We start from the raw sequence: 17,058 nt of genomic DNA on the forward strand, positions 1-17,058 counted from the left end.
CGCAAAACCAGCGGCTGCATTCCATGTCTCTCATGCATGCACCCGCCGGTCACTTCATATTCCCAGTAATTCAATAGGTTATATTATATATGGAGTTGTTCTTTTTGTCAATCTTTCCTTCTTACAGGTGAAGTACGCGGTCTTTGATTTCCTGTGTTCTTCCCTGATTCCAGAACTGTGTTCCGATATATCCACAGGTTCTTCTTGCTACACATAACTTATCCTGATCTCTGTTACCGCAGTTCGGACACTCCCAAATCAGTTTACCGTTTCCGTCTTCCTTGATCTGGATCTCACCGGTATAGCCGCAACATTCACAGTAATCGCTCTTCGTATTCAACTCAGCATACATGATATTCTCATAAATATACTGCATAACGGAGAGTACTGCCGGAATATTGTCCTGCATATCCGGTACTTCGATGTAGCTGATCGCTCCACCCGGAGACAACTTCTGGAATTCGGATTCGAATTTCAGTTTCTTAAATGCATCGATCTTCTCTGTTACATGTACGTGATAGCTGTTCGTAATATAATTCTTATCGGTTACGCCTTTGATGATTCCAAAACGTTTCTGTAAACATTTTGCAAATTTGTAAGTTGTAGATTCCATCGGTGTCCCGTATACGGAATAGCTGATGTGCTCTGCTTCTTTCCATTCTTTGCACTTATCATTCAGTTTCTGCATAACTTCCAGTGCAAACGGGCTTGCTTCCGGATCTGTATGGGATTTGCCAAGCATACGCATGCACATCTCATAAAGGCCCGCATATCCGAGAGAGATTGTTGAATATCCATTATAAAGCAGTCTGTCGATCGTCTCACCCTTCTTCAGTCTTGCCAGTGCACCATACTGCCACAGGATCGGCGCTACATCGGAAATCGTTCCGAGAAGACGCTCATGTCTGCAGCGGAGTGCCCGGTGGCACAACTCCAGACGTTCATCCAGAATCTTCCAGAATTTATCCATATCTCCATTGGAAGAACATGCCACATCTACAAGATTGATCGTTACAACTCCCTGATTGAAACGTCCATAGAACTTATGGCTTCCGTCCGGATTTCTCTGCTCGTCCTCAACTGTCAAAAATGAACGGCAGCCCATACACGGGTAAACTTCTCCCTGCTTCAGCTCACGCATCATCTTAGCGGAAATATAATCCGGTACCATACGTTTTGCTGTACATTCTGCTGCCAGCTTGGTCAGTTCCCAGTACTTGGAACCTTCTGTAATATTATCTTCATCCAATACATAGATCAATTTCGGGAATGCCGGAGTGATCCATACACCTTTTTCATTCTTAACGCCCTGCATTCTCTGTCTCATCACTTCTTCAATGATCATAGCAAGGTCATCTCTTAACTGTCCGTCTTCTACTTCATCCAGATACATAAATACGGTTACAAACGGCGCCTGTCCATTACAGGTCATCAGTGTGATAAGCTGATACTGGATCGTCTGGATTCCGCTCTTTACTTCATCGCGGAGTCTGCGTTCTGTAATCTTGTCAATGATTTCCGGATCCATGCTCTCGCCACATTCTTGTCTCTCAGCGATAACATTCTTACGGAGTTTCTGTCTGCTGATATCTACAAACGGTGCCAGATGTGCCAGTGTAAAAGACTGTCCGCCATACTGGTTACTTGCCACCTGTGCCACGATCTGGGTCGTTACATTACATGCTGTAAAAAAGCTATGCGGCTTCTCGATCAGCGTCTCACTGATCACTGTACCATTCTGCAACATATCCTGTAAATTGATCAGATCACAGTTATGTTCTTTCTGTGCAAAATAATCAGAATCATGGAAGTGGATGATTCCTGCTTCGTGCGCCTGCACAATCTCTTCCGGAAGGAGCAGACGTCTGGATAAGTCTTTGCTGACTTCTCCTGCCATGTAATCTCTCTGTGTAGAATTGATCACAGGATTCTTGTTGGAATTCTCTTGATTTACTTCTTCATTCATGTGCTCGATCAGTGCGAGGATTCCATTATCTGTTGTATTTGATTTTCTGGTAAGCTCTCTCTTATAACGATAACGCACATACTTCTGTGCGACTTCATATCCACGCATCTCCATGATGCCGGTCTCTACCATATCCTGAATATCTTCTACATTCACGGCATGGCGATATTCGTTCACTTTCTGACCGATTGTATCTGCCACTGCAAGAATCTGATATTCATTCAACTGATGGATCCGTTCTACCTCTTTGTTTGCAGATTTGATCGCATTTATGATCTTATCAAGCTGGAACGGTACTTCCTCTCCGTTTCGTTTGATCACATGATTTTTCACTTGAATTCCCATAATCCCCTTGATTTCTCCTTTTTTAGCATTCTTTTTTTATAACAAAATATAGATATTTTTAACTTGTCATTACACAATATGTTGTGTCTTTTACTATCATACACCAATTCAGAGCGAAAAGAAAGAGAAAGTTTTACTTTTTTGCAATTCCCTTTCTCTCTTTCTCTCTAATTGAATTTTATCTTAATCCGGCAGATCTCACTCTTCGTACCCACTCTCATATCCGGTCCGAATACGCCAAGCCCGGAAGTCACGATATTATGCATCTTTCCCTTTTTCAGATAGCCATAGGAGTTCTCCCACATCATGTCCGTAACCAAGTTCCCCGGGAACATCTGGCCATCATGTGTATGTCCACACAGATCCAGATCCACTCCCGCATCTGCCAGTTCTTTTAATTCTCTCGGTTCATGATCCACTACAAGAATTGGTTTCTTCTGATCCATTTCCTTCACCAGTTCTTTCGGAAGCTTTCTCTTCCTGATCCCTCTTCCCGGACGTTCATAATCAGCTCTTCCGAACAGATAAAAAGCATTGTCGATCTCGACTGCTTCATCCCGAAGCAGATGAATATTTGATTTCTCCAAAAATGTATCCATCCGCGGATCGCTCATCTTCTTCCCTTTTCTCGGAAATGTAAATCCTGCCAGAATCTTCTCCTGTATATCATGGTTGCCGTAACATGCATAGACACCATACCTGCTCTTGATCGATCTTAATATCTTCTCCAGGCGCTCCGGATTATCCAATGCCTCATATTCATTGTCAAAAATATCTCCCGCGATCACTACAAGATCCGGTTTTGACGCATTGATCTTCTCCACCATCCGCTGCATATGGCTGCTGCCGATGCTGTATCCCAGATGGAAATCAGCCACAAGAACAAGATTCAGTTCCTTCCGATTCCCTGCTTTCTTTGATATCTTTACCTGATAATCTGTCGTTACGATATGACGTGCACCATAGATCCCGGCGGCACTGAATGCCAGAATCACTGCCAGACATATACTGCCCACGATAACATGTCCTTTTCTTGAAAAAAGTCTTTCCTTTTTCGGAAATGACACATGTTTCAGAATGAGTCTTATAAGATCTGCTACAAGAACTGTAAGCAAGATATATAATAACACACCCAGCCAGTAATTGCCAATCCCTTTCAGCACTCTTTGTAACATCGACGGCGGTACAAGGAATCCAAAAAGCAGGCTTAGCGCCAGAAAAACGTACACTGTGACGAGCAGTCCCCTGAGAAAAAAATTTTTTGTCACATCGTGACAGGCTGCAAGCCAGTGCAGCATGCGCCAGAGTATATATCCGCATAATAACAGATACAGCGGAGCCAGATATAATGCGATCATTGTTTTACTACCTTCCCTTCTTTTTCATATGTCCGGACGGCTGTCGTCCTCATTTTGCTGATTCCTTTCCCCTCATTCGGATGACGTACCGACCACATCTGATCTGCGCCAAACAATACTAACAACAGCACACATAACGCAATCAGACGTCGCATCGGAAGCCTGCGGATCAGATTGTCTAAAAATGGCGCCAGTACATATACCATTACAACGCCTCCGATTCCAAATGTCAAAAGCCCTTCTGCACAGATCCTTCCGTTAAGATTCAGAAAATATCCATGATAATCCCACCATCGCTTGCCATGCGTTATAATCTCTAGGAAATAAGATGTATAATATTCTATAAATCCACACAAGGCTACCGCTGCAATAAATTCTGCCACAGGTTTTCTGCGCAGACGGTTCAGCAACAATAAAATCAGTACACTGCCAGCCCCGTAAATCGGCAACCACGGACCGTGAAGAACCCCACGGTTAACAAAACATCCTTTGGTCAGAAAATGTAGACTCACTTCCCACACCCAGCCTGCAAATGACATAATAAAAAACATCATGATCACAGACCAGATAGAGTAATGACGCAAAAAGTTCATATTTTCCAGCAGATTATTTCTCTTCACTTCCGAAATCGGATACAGTCTGGTCGGATAAACAATTCCTTTGTATGCACGTATATCATGCACAACCCGGAATTTTCGGTTTGCCTCTTCCTCCAGCGCATCCATCTCTTTCTGATGCAGCACTGTGATTCCCAGTGTATTTGCAAGAAACTTCTGAACTCCAGTCAGACCTTCTATAACAACCGGCGGTTCTTCCTCCACTTCTCTAACGTCTTCATAAGCCGCATCCAGCACCATCTGTTCCGGATGCTCATACAGATATCTATCATTTAACTGTTCTGCCAGCGGAAGTTTCCTGTCGATTGCCTCCTCTCGCAGACTCACATAATATTCTGCCATTGTCGCAGCCATAAATGGATTGATATAGAAAATGTTGGCAATTCCCATTGTAAAAAATCCAAGAAATCTCCAGCCCCAGAACGACAATTCCATCACAAAACATTCCCACTTATGCCCGTCCATCATCTGCCTTGATAATGTGATCGCATCTGCCGCCTTAATTGATGGATTCTCTGCTGCAATATAAGGAACCAGATAATAAGAATAATATTTGACAACGCCCCCGATAACCGTAAGCCCCCACACAGTGTGCAATGCCTGTTTTAACAGAAGCGTGACTCCCGCATGCATCCATTTGCGCACCCGCATCAGGAACCACACTCTGTGTAGCGGAACGCGCTTATAACAGCGCCCTTCCAAAAGCATCCTTCGCATAACAATCTGATACACATCTACGATAAAGGTCTGCACGAAAAAGATCAGTGCCAGGCTGACAACGATCAGCAGCCAGGCAGCTATGTTATCCGAGCCGACCAGTGAGCGCACCGCAACTGCAAGTGTAACAATATATTCACCGGAAGCGGCTTTATTTACAATGCCGGAAAAGACACCCCTGCTTCGTCCAAGAACCGCATTTTCATTCTTTTTTGATTCTTCTTCATAGCGTTTCTTCTTTTCATCAATGCGCGCTCTCTGCTCCGCCTCTTTTCCTTCATTAAATTCTTCCAGATTATCATAGAACGCTCCGATCAGGTTATCCGTTGTCAGACGATTGACCGTGTTCTCTGCTTCCGCATAAGACACTGCTGCGTCCTTTCCCAGTTTCACGGAAGTGGTAAATTCTGTTCCGATCATGCCTGCAATAAGGCATAACATAACAAAAAGCCAGTAATGCGTCTTCAACACACATCTGGCTCTCTTCTTAAACTCTCTTCGTCTTTTGTGCATCCTTTTTCCTCATTTCTTTTGTTGGTAAAATTATAAATAGAATACACATCCTTGTAAAGAAAATAATTCTAAAGATATTCTTAGGGAAATCTTAGTTTTTACTGCTGTCACCCGGCTGCTCCGTTGCTTTTCCATAAAATGCAGCCAGTACCTGTTGGAACAACGTTCCGATCATAACCGGGAACATCACTTCTCCCGGGAAATATGCCGCCGCAATCACGGCTCCCACGCTGATATTACGCATTCCGTTTCCGTACATCATGGAAATAGATGTTTCGTGATCCTTCTTCCATAATTTTGCGACCAGAAGTCCGATTGCATAACCGCTTGCCGCCAGTACGAGAATTGTTACTGCTACAGCTACCCGCTGTCCGTTCATATGGCGAATATACGGTGCCACTTTGGATGAATTGGATATTACAACAAATATCAACGCCAGTTTGGAATAAGGTGCGAGCACTTTCGGCAAACATTCTTTTGCGCGATTATGGCTGATCTGATTCAGGCACATAGCAAAAATTGCCGGAAATGCCACCATGAAGATCAGCTCCTGCATCATCTGTACTGTATCCATATGTACTGTTTTTCCAAGAAGAATCCTTAATGTCAATGGAATTAAAAACGGCGACAACACCGTATCTGTCACCACCAGAGACAGCGATAACGGACTATTTCCGCTGTAGATTGTTATCCACATCAGTCCTGACACCGCTGTCGGCACTGAAAATTCCAACACCATCCCGGCAATCAGCCTTGCATTATCTGTGAAAAATAAATGTCCAAGTCCGCAGGCAAATACCGGCATTACAACATGAATAAGCCCGAGCATCACAAGAAGTATTGACGGGTTCTTAAATACCCCCGCCACATCTTTGAAGCTAGACTTCAAAGCACCATTAAATGTCATAAATGCAAAGACAAACGGAACATATGGGAGTCCATGTTTTGCAATATCCGGGAACCACACGCCCAAAAGAAGGCAGATTGGTGTCACCAGTGCCATCCATTTTTCTATAAAACGGTTAAATGCCGCCATGTTGTTCCCTCCTCGTCGCTATAAATCGAATGTGCCTTGGCACATTCGCGCGCCTGCGGTGGTCGCTTGCGACATCATCATTGTACGCCGCAGTGCGCATCCTGCCGGAGGCTTTTGTATAATAGGAAATGAAATTTCCTATTATACAAAAAATCGCCGTCCCTGCAGCTCTGTTGTCTGCAAAAACAGCGATCTTATAGTGCGCGATCAGGGGTTCGAACCCTGGACACCCTGATTAAGAGTCAGGTGCTCTGCCAACTGAGCTAATCGCGCATATCCTGCGTCATCAGTTTTCCGTGACGCAAGTAATATTATATGACATGTTTTTCTAAAAATCAAGTGTTTTTTAATATTTTTTTATTTTTCTTCCATATTTTTCCAGAAATCATTTTCATAATTTCCAAACAGCTCTTTTTCTATCCGACAAATCACACCGGCAGAACCTTCCACTGCCAACTTAATGTGACAGATTCCCACCACAGCTGCTTCCATATCCTGCCGTACAACTATAGCAAACTGCACAGGTATGAATCTTCCGCGGCTTCGGCGCATGATCCGCAAGCTCTCTGATATGTGCTTCCCCATCTGGTTTCATTCCAAGGACATGATAATATTCACAGTCATACAGACTGCCATCGTAATCAACATTGATCTGATCCCGGCACATAACCTTCGGCAGATTGTCTTCATTGAAGTTCTCACTCTGCAGTTTCAGATAAGATCCAAGTTTTCCCTGGTGCTTTAACTCCTGCCCGAATCTTCCGATCGGCACATTTCCAATTGCGATCAAATCCGTAAATACAATGCCATATTCCTTTTCCAGAATTTCTCTGTATGTCTTTTCCAGCATAAATTCATTCGGTGGCAGATACGGGCCATCTGTATTATACACAAGCGTCAGCCGCAGATCATCCTGTCTGCCATAGCCTCTTGCATTTAATTCCTGTAGAATCTTAATCGCCGGATCAAATACATGTGCGCCTCTCTGCTTTTCCACAACTTTCTTATTATAGTAAGGCAGAGAACAGACAATACGGACTTTATTTTCTGTATATACATCTATTAAGTGAGCATATGCTTCCTTCTGCAAAATAACAAGATTTGTGCGGACAATCACATCGCCAAGCTTCGATGCTGCCTCAATGAAATAAGTAAGATTCGGATTCATCTCCGGTGAACCGCCGGTAATATCCATCGTTCGAAACCCACCGGTCTTAAATGCCTGCAGGCACTGATCCATTGTCTCTTTGCTCATCATCTCCGTTTTATCCGGCCCACACTCCAGGAAGCAGTGTGCACAGGACAGATTACACCTGTAGCCGACATTTACCTGCATTGTCGTGAGCTGCTCTTTGGAATACAGCTCATCCACACCTTTGACACGATCCATTAATTCCGGAATGTCATACCGTCTGACTTCTTCTTTCAGTGTCCTTGCTGTAATCTTTGCATTTTTATCATACTGCGTCGGATTAACACTCTGATCCAGTTCTTTAAACAGGCCATAATGTGTCTCCCCTTCTCCTTCAACCGTAAAATAATTACAGAATCTGGAAGCCCTTAAAATCTTTGCAAGATTACCACTGATTCCAAGTGGTTTATTTTTCAGAAAACGGAATGTCTCATCAAAATCGCAATACCGTTTATTTTCCTCCATCGTTCCAAGATAGGTCGCACTATGTCCGTAATTTTCTTCCCGGTCCTCCAGGCCGCTACACTTAAATGCGCGTACTGTACAGGAATAAAACTGGATGTCTCCTGTCAATCTCGCAATCTCGAAATCATGCGGCTGGATCGGTGTCTTTTCCATCGTATAATAAGTGACAAAACCACATTTTTCCATCATTCTGCGGAAATCTTCCAGATACATGGAGCCACCCATACATTCTCCGCGCATGACCGGATCATTTTTTATTTCATCCGGAAGCCTGCGGTCGGCAAAAACATCGGAGAAATAAATCTCTCCGCCTTCTTTTAATACCCGGTATACTTCCCGGAAAATCTGCTCCTTGAACGGCGACAGATTAATTACGCAGTTAGATGTCACAACATCGATGGAATTATCTTCAATTCCGATGCTTTTCAGATCTTCGATATATCCCAGATGAAAACTTGTATTCGTCTTTTCGAATCCAAATGCCTCCATCTGCGCTGCTTCATTACGGATGGCAACTTCAATCTGGGACGGTGTCATATCTACGCCATAGACATGTCCCTCTTCCCCAACCAGTTTAGATAAAATATAGACATCTCTTCCCGTACCACATCCGAGATCCAGCACATGGCATCCTTTCATTCCCATCGGAATCGGAGAACCACAGCCATAAAAACGGTTTTTTATCTCATCCTTGATCAACGGCAAAATATCTTTTACATACTTCGGCGGCGCTGAACTGCAGCAGCACGCATTTGTTTTGAGGTCATCACTGCTTTGCAGGATGACTCCATAATATTCCTTTATTTGTTCGTGAATATCATTGCTCATAATTTGTGATCTCTTTCCCATTACTTTGTAACAGACTTTCGCTTAATGTCTTCCCTCGTCCATCATTCCGAAGCACTCACTGAAGAATACTTTAATCTTTACATTATATTTTTCAGCTACAGCATCAAATGCATCATCTACAATATCTAATAACAGATCAGATTCGCATACTGCACGCGCATTTACAACAAGACGCAATTTTTCTGTTTCTTCTTTCAGTTCCTGGTCATGGATGATGTCATAATCTACACCGATCAGACTGAATTTTCCATAATCATTCTCTTTTCCTACTGCAAATGTCTTCAGATGTGGAACATTTCTCTTATTTGCAATCAGTCCGTTACGAATCTCGTCAATGAGATCGTCAACTAATTCATTTCCGTCAAATGCTTTGCCGTCTTTTGCTGTGATAAATACATTTCTGTTGAACCATGACATACTCTTCTCAGCTGCAACGAATTCCGGTCCGCCGTATCCGATATCTGTAATGTTCACACGGCTCTCTGCAGTCAGTACATAGTCTGCTACCTGTTCCAGACCGATCTTTTCTTTTGCAGAGATAGGGAACACCGGAATATCCGGGCAAGCTTCTTTTAAGAATTTTACATAGCGGTCCACTTCCTCATCAGACATCAGATCGATCTTATTCAGAACGATACAGTCTGCTTCTTTTAACTGTGCATCCAGAAGGAATTTTAATTCTTCCGGAAGATGGATATCTGCCTGCTCCGGCATGATCATACGAAGTCTCTCCGGGTCTGTTACAACAAGAAACGGAGCCAGTGTAAACTCATCCTTGTGGTTCTTGTCCAGATTGCCATATACATGATCCAGTGCACCGATTCCGCATCCCGGAATATCAGACATAACCAGATCTTTCGGCTCTCTGTTCAGACGCTCGATTCTTTCGATCAATGTATCCGGAATATAGCAGATACAGTCGCCGCCGATCGGTGTGACTTCTACATTCTGACGATCAGAATACTCTGCATCGATAATATAATTTGCTCCCAGGTCATTTGCAATGATTGCTGCATGTTTGCCTGTGCTGTTAATGTACTCTGTAAGTGCTACCATCGTCGTTGTCTTTCCTGCTCCAAGGAAACCACTGACTACCATAAAACGTTTTTTGTCCATTGTTTTTTACCTCTTTTTACATTTTGTCGTTCTTTTTTTCTATATTTTTTATACAGTTTATCTCATATAACCATCATAGCTTTTTTTCAGATAAAAAACCACTCATATTTTTTAATAACTAACGACAGATATAGATTTTTTCTATTACTGATTATAGATTATCAGTTATATTTTGTGTCTTTAGTTTCCTCCCTTACACTGGTATCTTCTTATAAAATGTAGTATAATGTCTCCAAACTTTAACAGACTACTATGTGAAAGGATGATAATTATGAATACAGCCAAAGAAACGGTTTCCTGTAAGATCGAACATCATGCAATGATGTTTGCTTTTCTCGCCAAGCGCGCTATTGAAATCTGTGGCGAAGAAGGAAAACAGGCAATCTTAGACGGTATGACTGTCTATGGTAAAGAACGAGGTGCAAGAATGGCTGCACGAGCGATTGCTCACGGCGATCCGCTCAACACAATGACCAACCAGGCTTACGGCGAGTGGAAGCCTGACTATGACGGACAGATGCAATTTGGTACACTCCGTACCGAACCGACACTTCAGACTTATATTTCGAAATGTGCCTGGTGTGAAGCATGGAAAAAGCACGATATTACAGAATACGGTAAACTTTATTGTGTCAATGTTGATAATGCGGTTTATCAGGGATTCCGCTCTGATTTTGTCTGTACCCCAACTGCTACATCCATGAGCTGGGGCGGCGAACAATGCGAATTTGACTGGGGCTATCCACTGACGCCGGAAGATGTCGAAGCTCTCGCTGCCAAGAAGAAGGATCTCGGCACTTCCTGCATGAAAGATTTTAATTTTCACACCGCACATCTGAAAGATACAATTAGTAAGACACTGATCGAAAAGCTTGGCACAAACGGTCAGAAAGCAATTGATCTTGCCCTTGCTGATTACGTGGATACTTTCGGTCAGGAATATCTGGATGTATTAGAGGGTGCTTACCCGGAGGAAGTTTAAATATGACAGATTCTACGATCAATCATTTCAGTGAAGAAATTTGTTCCGAATCTTCCGCCAGCCGTAACATTGTAGCAGACTGGCTTAAAACACATCAGGCAGAATTAATTGATACGGCAAATTACATATTTGCCAATCCGGAACTTGCCTATCAAGAACAAAAATCTTCGGTGCGTTTAAGTACTTATTTACAGGAACAGGGATTTACTGTTTCAAGCGGAACTGCAAATATTGAGACTGCCTTTACCGCAACCTGGGGCACAGGAAAACCAATCCTTGGATTTCTCGCAGAATACGATGCACTTCCCGGTGTCGGACATGCCTGCGGTCATAACTTACTGGGCACTGCCGTAATCGGAGCCGCCTGCGCACTGAAAAATCATATGGAAACAGAACAGATTCCCGGCACGATCTGCGTCTACGGTTGTCCTGCTGAAGAGATCATGTCCGGCAAGATTGTTATGAACAAAGCCGGCGTCTTTGATGGCCTGGATGTTGCCGTAACATGGCATCCATTTGACCGGAACCGGATCAGCAACGATATCTGGATGTCCCAGGATGTGAAAAATTATACTTTCCACGGAGTCAGCGCACATGCCGCCAAATCTCCGCAGGAAGGGCGAAGCGCTCTGGATGCAGCCGAACTTATGAATATCGGTGTAAATTATCTGCGTGAACATGTGCCGGATGAAGTCCGTATGCATTATGCATATGTCGATAACGGAATCCCGTCAAATGTTGTTCCGGATCTTGCAAAGACGAATTATTTCATCCGTTCTTTCAAGCGTTCCCGCACAGAAGATGCCAGTGCACGTGTGGATAAATGTGCACGCGGTGCTGCCATGATGACAGATACAACCGTAGATATTGAACTGGTCACCAGCTGTAAAGAGATGAAAGTCAACCGTGTGCTTGCAGAGCTGTACTATGAGGCAATGACACATATCCCGACTCCGGAATATACCGAAGATGAACTGACATTTGCCGCCGAACTCAGTAAAGAAGCCGGGTTGGAAAATGACGGGATTTATTTCAAAGGACTGGAACCGCTGGAGCCGGAACCTGTTCCGATCTTCATCGGTACAGACGCTACGGAAGTCAGCCACACCGTTCCTCTCATCACCATCAGTGCTGCTACCATGTGCCGCGGTACGTCTCTGCATCACTGGGCTGCCGCAAAGCAGGCAGGCATGAGTATCGGACACAAAGGTATGCTTTACGCTGCACGCTGTATAGCAGAAGGGACAAAGCTGCTGTTAGAAACCCCGGACAAACTGACTGCTGCCTGGGAAGAATTTAAGAATACAGATGCCTGATTGTGAACGCGCAGCGCGCGACACAATCTGTCTGATAATAATTCATATTAAACATTTTGATTTAGGAGGTCGATTATTATGGTAACAAAGAAAATCGGAGTCATCGGATGCGGAAACATGGGAGGCGCGATCCTCTACGGCGCACTGGAAAGCGGTGTACTCGCAAAAGAGAATGTATACGTTTACGACATTAACCCTGCCATGATGGAAAAAGCAAACGGCTGGGGTGTCAATCTCGCGGCAGACGATGAAGATGTCTGCAAGAACAGCGACATTATTTTACTTGCCGTTAAACCTCAGAATGCCGCAGAAGCTTTAGAGCAGTGCAAAAAAGCACTGGACGGTAAAGCAATGATGTCTATCGTAGCCGGTGTAACAGTCGAAAGACTTCAGGCTATGATCGATGGTACACCTAGAATCCTGCGCCTTCTTCCAAATACTCCGGCGATGGTATTTGCAGGAGCATTTGCTCTTTGCTCTGACAATGATTTCAAAGAAGATGAAATGGAAATCGCCAAATCCATCTACAGCTCTATCGGTGTTGTTGAACTCCTTCCGGAGCATCTCATCGATGCAGCCTGCGCATTAAACGGTGGCGGTCCGGCTTATGTTGCAATGTTCATCGAAGCAATGGCAGACGGTGGCGTAAAACAGGGACTTCCTCGCGCTACTGCATACCGCCTTGCAGAGCAGACCTGCCTTGGAACTGCAAAGATGCTTCTTGAGATGGATATCCATCCGGGTGCTTTAAAAGATATGGTAACTTCCCCTGCCGGAACTACCATCGAAGGCTGCGAAGCACTGGAACGTGGCGGCATGCGCGCTTCGGTTATGGAATGTATCAAGGCTGCTGCTGAAAGATCCAGACAGTTATAATCCAGAATATTAAATTGTAGTATGATATTTTTCTTACATAATCTGAATTGATTGAAAAAGAGATTGGCATATCATTCAACTGATACGCCAATCTCTTTTCATTCATACTAGTTACAATTTTTATTTTATAGCTTAAATAATTTCCGGACTAAACCCACGGTGCAGTACCGTTAAATATTCAAACCTGTTTTCTCTCGAAATTCTTTCAAAGAGTCTGCTCTCGCGGCTGCTTTCAGCCAGCTCGTTAAAACCTGCAGGTCTTTTTCTGATTCAATCCGGGTTTGAAGTACTTCCGGAATATCGCCAAGTTCCTGCAAGATTTCCATCAGCGAATCAATCTTGCCCTTCCGTATTCCAGCGGCTTCGCCTTTCTGTATTCCAGCCGCTTCGCCATCTGCATATTCTTCCATGCGTATTAACCTTTCCCGCTTTTCCCACGTATAATCCAGATGTGTCATTTTCTTCACTTCATCCTTCCTGCTTCTGAAAAAATCTTCCAATATATGATTCGTTATACAATCATTTATCGCACTGTCCACAGCCTCTTCCAGATTCATTCCCTGCCTTTGATTCTCCCTTACCTTTTCCACAAAATATGTATATCCTTCCAGTACTGCTGATTTTCTTTTCAAAATCTGATTGTTTTCCGGATTGATATTATAAACTTTGCAGATGATCTCTATCTGCAGTTCTTCGGCTTTGTGGTAAAACGAATCCGACAGTCTCATTTCTTCGTATTCCGTTCTTTTTTGTGTCCCATTATAAAATACGATAAAATGCGGTGTCGGTATCTGTATTTGTCTTCTGCTGAATAGATCCTTGTCATTATCTTTCAGCCAGTCCTGCAATGTATTTACAAAATAGATTAAACTTCGAAGTGGCATATTGGGATTGTATGTGGATTGATGCTCATAAAAATTGATGTTCATATCAATAATGAATGAAGCATCATTCCGAATGGAGAGCGACACGCCCCGCTCCAACTGAACAATCTCCACTTCCTCCGGATTGGTATATTCCGAATCGTTTAATGCATTGTAAACTTCCAGCGCATTTTCTTTGCTTTCCATTAACATGGAAAATACATCACTTTTGTACTCTCTGTTTTTTCTCATGAAATACTCCCTTCTTTATTCTGAGTCCTTCACAAGAAATTGTGCGGTCTTCGTTAGTACCTTCAGGACTCCTGCTGTTATTAGTGAAATTTAAAAGCATGAATTCCTTTCAGATACTTTAGATATGAATAAGACACGCTTAAAAGCGCAAAAGAAAAAGATGCTTTTATAGGAGTTTAGCACTATCAAATCATCTTTTCAACTTATTTTTATTTCTTTTTTGTTCTATTTTTCAAAAACAACAACTCCACATTCATATGGATGGTCATAATATACCTGGTCTTCCTTGTCAGAGTGATATCGTAATATTTTCATAATAATCAAAAAATCTCCACCGCCGCCGAGAGTCATAAATTCCGCAAGATAAAGGCACACAAGATTGCCTGTCATGATTGCCACTACTCCCAACCCTGCTCCAAGAACCAGTGTTGGCATTGCCGCTCCCAATACATACTGCCATTTCTTAAGTGGTACCGAACAATGGCAGTACGGCGTCAGCATCTTCCAGATCACGCCAAAATTTATAGATTGAAAATGTTTTTCTGCAAATATTCCCCATGTAATTCCGTGAATCAATTCATGCACAACTGTCAACATCAGCGTAAACGGGAGCTGCCATATTAAAAGTTCCAGAGAAAGTGGGGATGCCCTGACAGCTAAAACAGCTACAATATACTTACACAACAGTATATCGTAGCTGTTTTCTTTCACTTAACTATTTTGTTATCTCTTTTAATCATTTTTTCAAGCCAAAATTTTGTTTGAGTACATCATATAGTTTTGAATTTTCGTTTAAAATAATATATGTTATATCTGTTTGATTTAAGTGAATTTCACCTTCATTATTTACAGTAAATGTTATATAGTCATTATCCGAAGAAACTGTCATTGTATAGAGTGGCTTTTTTATTTCCATCCCTAATTCTCTGCGTTTACGCTTCATCTTTGTTTTTTTAATTTCATCAATAAGATTCTTATATATTACCGTCTGCAAATCTGTGTCATGTACAATTGGATTCTCATCACTCTCCATTTTTTCGACAGATATAATTTTCCATTTTGTTGATGAACCTAAATTTTTGTCTATTTGTCTTACCAATGTCGTATGTCCATTCAAAACTATAATTATTGCTATAATTCCAACTACAACAACAGTACTTATGCACATTAAAATTCTTTTTTTCATTATTTTCCCTCAACAAGAGACAACTCCTTTTAGAGCTATTTTTTTCTCCACTTTTCTGTCAGAAGCTCTGAAGATATTGTCCACATTTCTTTTGTATTATGATTTGCCAATATATTACATCTTTCCAAGTTCCTTGACTTTTTATCATAATAAGTTGTTTTAACGGTTGCTTTACTTTTTAATTTTTTAGTATATGTCGACTTTTTAAAACCAACTCCAACTGGATGAAATTCATAAAACACATCTGCTACACCTTTTTCATCAGAAAGTACTACTTTTTTCTTTTTCTTTGCATTGTCCTGATAATAAAAAATATTTCTTGTCGTATATTTTGCCTGAAAAACATAGGATGAATATGATTTTTTATCATATTTAACGCCACCATCTCCAACCATTATTTCGACAATACTAAATGGAATCGAATAATTTCCCATTGCATAGCTCACAGCTAATTTCACGCCGCCTTCCATCCATTCATTTAAATACTTGCCAACAGCTTTACCTCTTTTTTCAATTCTAATATTCTTAGCTTTTGATACAGTATAGTAATATGTTCTTCTACCATATGTTCCATATTTTGATGCAGCTGAAACCGGTAAAGAAGTAAAACTAAAACTAAACACGAACGCTAACATAAGTGTAATGATAAAATATTTTTTATACTTTTTCATTCCCCTGTGCCTCCCTTTTTTAGTTTTAGTCTCCCCCCCACGCAAAAATTGTCAAGTCTTTTTCTTATATTTCATTATTATATAATCCTCTACGACTTCATCCGCTTAATCACCTTCAATCTGGTAAACTCTTCCCTTTCTTTTTCCTCCAGCGCATTGCTGATCGTGTATACCAGATTGCTGTACATCGGAATCGTAATATTCTTAAGCGCATTGGCACGTTTCTGTGTCTTTTTAATATTCGTTGCCAGACGATACGCCGCATTCTCCACCATCGACAATTTGATGGTCAGATCTTTCACTTCCCGGAATGCTTCTCGCGCAATATCGATCGACTCTCTCGTTGTACTGAACGAATACGTCAGATCATTCTGCTTTGCATCGTATTTGACATGCGGGATCTCTGTTCCCATAATACTCCGCGTCTGGATGCGGATAGAATCTTCGATCGGCACGGTAAATGCCAGTTCCCGCACTTTGCTGATTCCATGCTCGATATTCGCACGCTGCAGGCATGCATATGCTTTTGTAAATGTCTGGTCAATCTCTTCCTGAATATCCTTTGCCTCATCAATCAGTGACATCAGCTCTTTGAGCAGAATATTCCGCTTCTTATCCATCAGATCATAGCCCTGATGCGCCAGTGCCAGCGAGTTTTTGGCAAGCATTAAGTTTCCTTTTGTAGGAAATTCTCTCGGATCCATACTCTGCCTCCTTTTCTGCTTTCATTCTGGTCTC

15 protein-coding genes and 1 tRNA gene are annotated in these 17,058 nt (G+C 42.3%); 3 read left to right on the top strand and 13 right to left on the bottom strand.

Going from position 1 to position 17,058, the window contains the following annotated elements; translation table 11 throughout:
• Nucleotides 1-121: 121 nt before the first annotated feature.
• The 8 genes from nrdD to DW152_RS05340 all read right to left on the bottom strand — a co-directional run bounded on the left by nrdD (nt 122) and on the right by DW152_RS05340 (nt 10,174).
• Nucleotides 122-2,311, bottom strand: coding sequence for an anaerobic ribonucleoside-triphosphate reductase (gene nrdD, locus DW152_RS05310; protein ID WP_021860080.1), 2,190 nt, complete (start codon nt 2,309-2,311; stop codon nt 122-124).
• A gap of 167 nt (nt 2,312-2,478) precedes the next feature.
• On the bottom strand, nt 2,479-3,669 hold the full coding sequence (locus DW152_RS05315; RefSeq protein ID WP_117537504.1) for a metallophosphoesterase: 1,191 nt from the start codon (nt 3,667-3,669) through the stop codon (nt 2,479-2,481).
• A complete protein-coding gene (locus DW152_RS05320; RefSeq protein ID WP_117537502.1) occupies nt 3,666-5,516 on the bottom strand; it encodes a DUF975 family protein in 1,851 nt (616 codons plus the stop codon). Before DW152_RS05320 ends, DW152_RS05315 begins: the two co-directional genes overlap by 4 nt.
• Nucleotides 5,517-5,607: 91 nt before the next feature.
• Entirely contained in the window at nt 5,608-6,552 is a 945-nt protein-coding gene (locus DW152_RS05325) for a bile acid:sodium symporter family protein (RefSeq protein ID WP_117537500.1), read from the bottom strand.
• A 200-nt stretch (nt 6,553-6,752) separates the two neighbouring features.
• Nucleotides 6,753-6,825, bottom strand: a tRNA-Lys gene (locus DW152_RS05330).
• Between the two features lie 84 nt (nt 6,826-6,909).
• Nucleotides 6,910-7,044, bottom strand: a complete 135-nt coding sequence (locus tag DW152_RS13575) for a hypothetical protein (protein WP_279209149.1) — start codon at nt 7,042-7,044, stop codon at nt 6,910-6,912.
• Nucleotides 7,010-9,037 (bottom strand): arsenosugar biosynthesis radical SAM (seleno)protein ArsS, encoded by a 2,028-nt coding sequence (arsS, locus tag DW152_RS05335; protein WP_021860400.1) that lies wholly within the window; start codon nt 9,035-9,037, stop codon nt 7,010-7,012. The genes DW152_RS13575 and arsS overlap by 35 nt, the downstream gene beginning before the upstream one ends.
• Before the next feature lie 42 nt (nt 9,038-9,079).
• A complete protein-coding gene (locus tag DW152_RS05340) occupies nt 9,080-10,174 on the bottom strand; it encodes a GTP-binding protein (RefSeq protein ID WP_021860401.1) in 1,095 nt (364 codons plus the stop codon).
• 271 nt (nt 10,175-10,445) lie between these two features.
• Here DW152_RS05340 and DW152_RS05345 point away from each other — a divergent pair, with 271 nt between their 5' ends.
• The 3 genes from DW152_RS05345 (at nt 10,446) to proC (ending at nt 13,348) form a co-directional block, all read left to right on the top strand.
• Nucleotides 10,446-11,156, top strand: a complete 711-nt coding sequence (locus DW152_RS05345; RefSeq protein ID WP_117537498.1) for an L-2-amino-thiazoline-4-carboxylic acid hydrolase — start codon at nt 10,446-10,448, stop codon at nt 11,154-11,156.
• 2 nt (nt 11,157-11,158) lie between these two features.
• Nucleotides 11,159-12,472 (top strand): amidohydrolase, encoded by a 1,314-nt coding sequence (locus DW152_RS05350; protein WP_117537496.1) that lies wholly within the window; start codon nt 11,159-11,161, stop codon nt 12,470-12,472.
• Between the two features lie 78 nt (nt 12,473-12,550).
• On the top strand, nt 12,551-13,348 hold the full coding sequence (gene proC, locus DW152_RS05355; protein WP_117537494.1) for a pyrroline-5-carboxylate reductase: 798 nt from the start codon (nt 12,551-12,553) through the stop codon (nt 13,346-13,348).
• Between the two features lie 170 nt (nt 13,349-13,518).
• On the opposite strand, the gene DW152_RS05360 is transcribed toward proC, so the two are convergent.
• The 5 genes from DW152_RS05360 to DW152_RS05380 all read right to left on the bottom strand — a co-directional run bounded on the left by DW152_RS05360 (nt 13,519) and on the right by DW152_RS05380 (nt 17,024).
• Entirely contained in the window at nt 13,519-14,463 is a 945-nt protein-coding gene (locus DW152_RS05360) for a hypothetical protein (RefSeq protein ID WP_021860405.1), read from the bottom strand.
• A gap of 225 nt (nt 14,464-14,688) precedes the next feature.
• Complete coding sequence (locus DW152_RS05365) at nt 14,689-15,174, bottom strand: DUF3267 domain-containing protein (protein WP_021860406.1); 486 nt, start codon at nt 15,172-15,174, stop codon at nt 14,689-14,691.
• A 25-nt stretch (nt 15,175-15,199) separates the two neighbouring features.
• Nucleotides 15,200-15,649, bottom strand: a complete 450-nt coding sequence (locus DW152_RS05370; protein WP_021860407.1) for a hypothetical protein — start codon at nt 15,647-15,649, stop codon at nt 15,200-15,202.
• 35 nt (nt 15,650-15,684) lie between these two features.
• Nucleotides 15,685-16,320, bottom strand: a complete 636-nt coding sequence (locus tag DW152_RS05375; RefSeq protein WP_021860408.1) for a hypothetical protein — start codon at nt 16,318-16,320, stop codon at nt 15,685-15,687.
• An 89-nt stretch (nt 16,321-16,409) separates the two neighbouring features.
• A complete protein-coding gene (locus tag DW152_RS05380; protein WP_021860409.1) occupies nt 16,410-17,024 on the bottom strand; it encodes a V-type ATP synthase subunit D in 615 nt (204 codons plus the stop codon).
• Between the last annotated feature and the right edge of the window lie 34 nt (nt 17,025-17,058).

Source organism: Dorea sp. AM13-35 (assembly GCF_003473885.1).
GTDB classification, from domain to species: domain Bacteria; phylum Bacillota; class Clostridia; order Lachnospirales; family Lachnospiraceae; genus Dorea_D; species Dorea_D hominis.